This is a genomic window from Burkholderiales bacterium (assembly GCA_023511995.1).
Taxonomy (GTDB): domain Bacteria; phylum Pseudomonadota; class Gammaproteobacteria; order Burkholderiales; family Thiobacteraceae; genus Thiobacter.
Genome location: JAIMAL010000039.1, coordinates 1 through 4,160 on the forward strand (window position 1 = coordinate 1; position 4,160 = coordinate 4,160).

Annotated in this window: 3 protein-coding genes and 3 tRNA genes; 3 read left to right on the forward strand and 3 right to left on the reverse strand. The window is 67.6% G+C overall.

All coding sequences use genetic code 11. The annotated features are described in order from the left end of the window. The 3 genes from K6T56_12530 to rfaQ form a co-directional block, all read right to left on the reverse strand. Positions 1–1,234: ABC transporter ATP-binding protein (locus K6T56_12530; GenBank protein ID MCL6557169.1), on the reverse strand; the 1,234-nt coding region annotated here is incomplete at its 3' end. Further along, on the reverse strand, positions 1,231–2,445 hold the full coding sequence (locus K6T56_12535) for a glycosyltransferase family 4 protein (protein ID MCL6557170.1): 1,215 nt from the start codon (positions 2,443–2,445) through the stop codon (positions 1,231–1,233). The genes K6T56_12535 and K6T56_12530, both read right to left, overlap by 4 nt. Further along, positions 2,438–3,535 (reverse strand): putative lipopolysaccharide heptosyltransferase III, encoded by a 1,098-nt coding sequence (gene rfaQ, locus K6T56_12540; GenBank protein MCL6557171.1) that lies wholly within the window; start codon positions 3,533–3,535, stop codon positions 2,438–2,440. Before rfaQ ends, K6T56_12535 begins: the two co-directional genes overlap by 8 nt. 136 nt (positions 3,536–3,671) lie before the next feature. On the opposite strand from rfaQ, the gene K6T56_12545 reads away from it, so the two are divergent. The 3 genes from K6T56_12545 to K6T56_12555 all read left to right on the forward strand — a co-directional run bounded on the left by K6T56_12545 (position 3,672) and on the right by K6T56_12555 (position 4,045). Further along, a tRNA-Tyr gene (locus K6T56_12545) sits at positions 3,672–3,756 on the forward strand. 72 nt (positions 3,757–3,828) lie between these two features. After that, positions 3,829–3,902: transfer RNA gene (locus tag K6T56_12550), tRNA-Gly, on the forward strand. A gap of 68 nt (positions 3,903–3,970) precedes the next feature. Continuing rightward, positions 3,971–4,045: transfer RNA gene (locus K6T56_12555), tRNA-Thr, on the forward strand. Positions 4,046–4,160 lie beyond the last annotated feature (115 nt).

A 4,160-nucleotide genomic window follows, 5' to 3' on the forward strand; every position in this document is an offset into this window, starting at 1 on the left:
TTTCGGCGATGTCGATGCCATCGATGAGGATGCGGCCCGAGGTGGGTTCGTAGAAACGGGGCAGCAGGTTGACGAGGGAAGTCTTCCCGCTGCCGCTTTTGCCCACCAGGGCCACCGTCTCGCCGGGGGCGATGGCCAGGCTCACGTCGTCGAGCACCAGCGGCGCATCGGGCTCGTAGCGCAGACTCACGTGCTCGTAACGCACCTCACCCCGCACCCGGGTGAGGGGGCGCGTGCCGCGGTCCTCCTCGCCGGGCCGGTCCAAGAGGTCGAACACCACTTCGGCGGCGGCAAGTCCCCGCTGCAGGGCTTCGTTGACGCCGGTCAGGCGCTTGATGGGCGCAAGCAGCATGAGCATGGCGGTGATGAAGGAGACGAAACCGCCGACGGTGGTCTTGTCCTGCGCTGCCTGCTGGGTGGCGAGATAAATGATGATGGCAAGCGCAATGGCGGCGAGCAGTTGCACCAGCGGCACGTTGAGCCCGGCGGCGACGGTCTGCTTGATGTCGAACCGGCGCAGGCGGTTGGTGGCGTCGAAGAAGCGGCGTTTTTCATACTCCTGGCCGCCGAAGATTTTCACCACCTTGTGCGCCTCGATGGTTTCCCCCAGCACGTGGGTGATGTCCTGCATGGCCTGCTGGGCGCCGCGGTACATGCGGCGCAGGCGCAGGGTGAAATAGCGCACGGTGACGGCGATCACTGGCGCCATGACCAGGGTGATCAGGGTGAGCTGCCAGTTGAGGTAGAGCAGCCAGGCGAGCAGGCCGACGATGGTGAAGGAATCCCGCACCACCACGGTGATGACGTTGGTGCCGGCGGAGGTGACGGAGTTGACGTTGTAGGCGACGTTGGCGATCAGCGCGCCCGCGGGGCTGTTGTCGAAGTCCCGCGTGGGCAGGGTGAGGAGTTTGGCGAACATGCTGTTGCGCAGCTCCAGCACCACCCGCGTGGCAAGCCAACTGGTGGCGTAATTGGCGGCGAAGGTGAACACTCCGCGCAGCAGGAAGAGCCCCACGATGGCCAGCGGGATCAGCTTCATGAGGAGAGGGTCGCGCTGGACGAAGCTGCCATCCAGAAGCGGCTTCATGAGGGCGGGCAGGGCCGGCTCGGTGGCCGAGACGAGGATGGTGAAGACGAGGGAGGCGACGAAGACCTTCCAGTAGGGCCTGGCGATTTTCAGGAGCCGCAGGTAAAGCGCGGTGCTGGAGAGGGTGGCGGGGCTTCCGGGGCTCACGGGGAATCGGTCGGCTGCGGGGAGAAAGCGCTTGGCGCGGAAAAATCCGGTAGTTTAGCGGATCGCGGCCCCGGCCGGCGAGGGAGGAGCCGCGCATAGAGGGCAATGAGGGCCCGGGTGGCGGTCTCGCTGTCCAGGCTTTGCGCCCGGGCGCGCGCCGCCTCCCCCATGGCGGCACGGCGGACGGGATCGAGAAGCTCCGCCATCGCCGCCGCCACCCCGGCGCTGTCCAGGGCGTCGCGCACATAACCCGTCACCCCTTCCTCCAGGATCTCCGCGGCGCCGCACTTAAACGAGGTGATCACCGGCAGGCCGCAGGCGAGCGCCTCCAGGGCCACGTTGGGGAAAGGATCGTACAGCGTGGGCAAGACCAGGGCATCGGCGGCGTGGTAGCAGGGCAGCACCTCGACGAGGGGACCGAGGAAACGCACCCGGTCCGCCACCCCCAGCCGCCCTGCCAGGCGCCGGTAGTGGCCCTCCCGGCGGTCGCGGCCCACCACCAGGAGGCGGGTTTCCCGCGGCAGATGGGTGAGGGCCGCAAGGGCGGTGGCCAGACCCTTGCGCCCATAGCCCGAGCCGAGGAAAAGGAACACCGGCGCATCTGCAAGCCCAAACCGCTGCCGCGCCGCGCGGCGCGCCTCCGGGGAGGGCGGATGGAAATGGGCGAGGTCCACCCCGCTATAGATCACGTGCAGTTTTTCCGGCGCGATGGCGAAGTGGGCGAGGATTTCCTCCCGCACCATGTGGGAGTTGCAGATCACGGCGGCAAGCCGCGGGCTTTCGAAGAGCCTGCGTTCTGCCGCCAGCACATAGCGGTGATAGGGGGAAAGTCTCAGCGCCAGGCGCGCGAGCCACCCGGCCGCCCGCGCCCGCTGCGCAAGCCACACCCGGTGCACGCCATCGCCCGCGCGATAGATGTCGCAGCAGGCGAGCCTTTCGTGGGACTGCACGAGGTCGAAGGGCTGGCGGGCCAGCAGCCGGCACACACAGCGGGCAAAGCTCCAGTCTCGCCACAGGCTGCCCAGATAGAAAGGATCGCAGCGTAGGGTCGGCCCCGCCCCTTCCCCTTCCCAGCGCCGGCTCACCAGGGTCACCTCCATCCCCCGGCTGCGCAGGGCGTCGAGCGCCCGGGCGACAAAGCGTTCTGCGCCGCCATATGGGGTATAGCGCTGGCGGACGAGGGCGATGCGAAGGGGGGCGCCTTCAGGCACGGCCGATGAGCTCCTCAGCCGCCGCGAGCACCGCTTCCGGGCGGATGGCGGCCAGACACTCGCTCACTTTGCCGCCCCCGCAGCCGTCTTGGCCGCAGGGCCGGCAGGGGTGGGGGGAGGTGAGCACCCGGCAGGGCACCTGCCATGGCCCCCATTCCACCTCCCCGCTGGGGCCGAAGAGGGCAATGGTGGGTGTGCCCATGGCCGCCGCCATGTGCATGGGCGCCGAATCCATGCCAATGAAAAGCCGCGCCCGGCCCAGCACCGCCCCCAGCGCCTTGAGGCTCAACCGCCCCGCCAGATTGGCCACCGGCACCCCGGCCTGCTCCAGTACCGCCTGGACGAAGGCCAGCTCCTGGGTATCGGGGGCGGCGGTCACCGCCACCCGCCAGCCCGCCCCGTGCAGCGCCTGCAACAGGCGGACGGCCAGGGCGGCGGGCCAGGTCTTGAACCACCAGCGGGAGCCCGGGTGGAAGACCACAAAGCGGCCGGCTTCAAGCCCCGCCTGCCCCAGCAGGGTGTTCGCCTCGCCTTCCGCGTCCACTCCCGGAACGAAAGTGAGCGCCCGCTCATGAGGTGCGGGTTGCACCCCGATGCGGCGCAGGGCGTCCAGGTGCAATTCCACGGTATGGCGCCGGTTGCCGGCAAGCCAGGGGTAGAGATGGGTGAAACTTCCCCGCCAGAAGCGTCCCGGGCGCTGCCGGGCCACCCCGTAGCGGGCGCCGGTGAGGCGCGTGATCCAAGCGCCGCGGGGATGTTCGGTGAGGTGGATGACGAGGTCGTAGCGGCGGGCGCGCAGGGTGCGCAAAAGGTTGACCTCCGCCCCGGCCCGGTGCAGCACTCCCCCCTCCCGAGCGGCTTTGTCTATGGTGTGAAGGTGACGGATCGCCGGATGGCCGCTCAGCATGTCCGCCGTGTCCCGATAGACGAGGGCGTCGATCTCCAGGTGGGGGGCGTGATTTTTGAGCACCGTGAACAGCGGCGAGGTGAGCAGCACGTCCCCCAGGTGACGCAGCTTGATCACCAGGACACGCTCGAGACCCGCGAGGTCGATGGCATCGGGCGGGCGGGGGGACACGGCCGTGGACATGGCCGGCACGATAGCAAACTCGTCGCGGAAAGGGAAATTGCGGCCTGTTTTCCCGCGCCCGCCCGCCCCGGGACGGGCTTTCCTGGGCGCGGTTTGACAGGGCGCAAGCCCCGCGGCATAATCGCGGGTTTCGTTTGGAGGGGTTCCCGAGCGGTCAAAGGGAGCAGACTGTAAATCTGCCGGCACTGCCTTCGAAGGTTCGAATCCTTCCCCCTCCACCAGGTTGCTTTTGAGCGCTTTGCTCCGGTTGGAGAGCCGGGGTGGGTCGGGAAAGCGGGTGTCGCTCAATGCCAGCGGGTGTAGCTCAATGGTAGAGCAGAAGCCTTCCAAGCTTAAGACGAGGGTTCGATTCCCTTCACCCGCTCCAGTTTCCCGGGTGGCCTTGCGCCTTGGCGCGTTCCGTTTGGCAGGGGTGTTGCCGAAAGCCGGTTTTTTGCCCATGTAGCTCAGTGGTAGAGCACTCCCTTGGTAAGGGAGAGGCCACGTGTTCGATCCACGTCATGGGCACCATCGTGTTGCACGAGTTAGCGAGTCTTGTCAGGAGAGCAATCATGGCAAAGGAAAAATTCGAGCGTAAGAAGCCGCATGTGAACGTGGGGACGATTGGCCACGTGGACCATGGCAA

Excerpts from the sequence above, each read along its gene's own strand:
- rfaQ (MCL6557171.1), bottom strand. The coding sequence starts at position 3,535 with ATGTCCACGGCCGTGTCCCCCCGCCCGCCCGATGCCATCGACCTCGCG.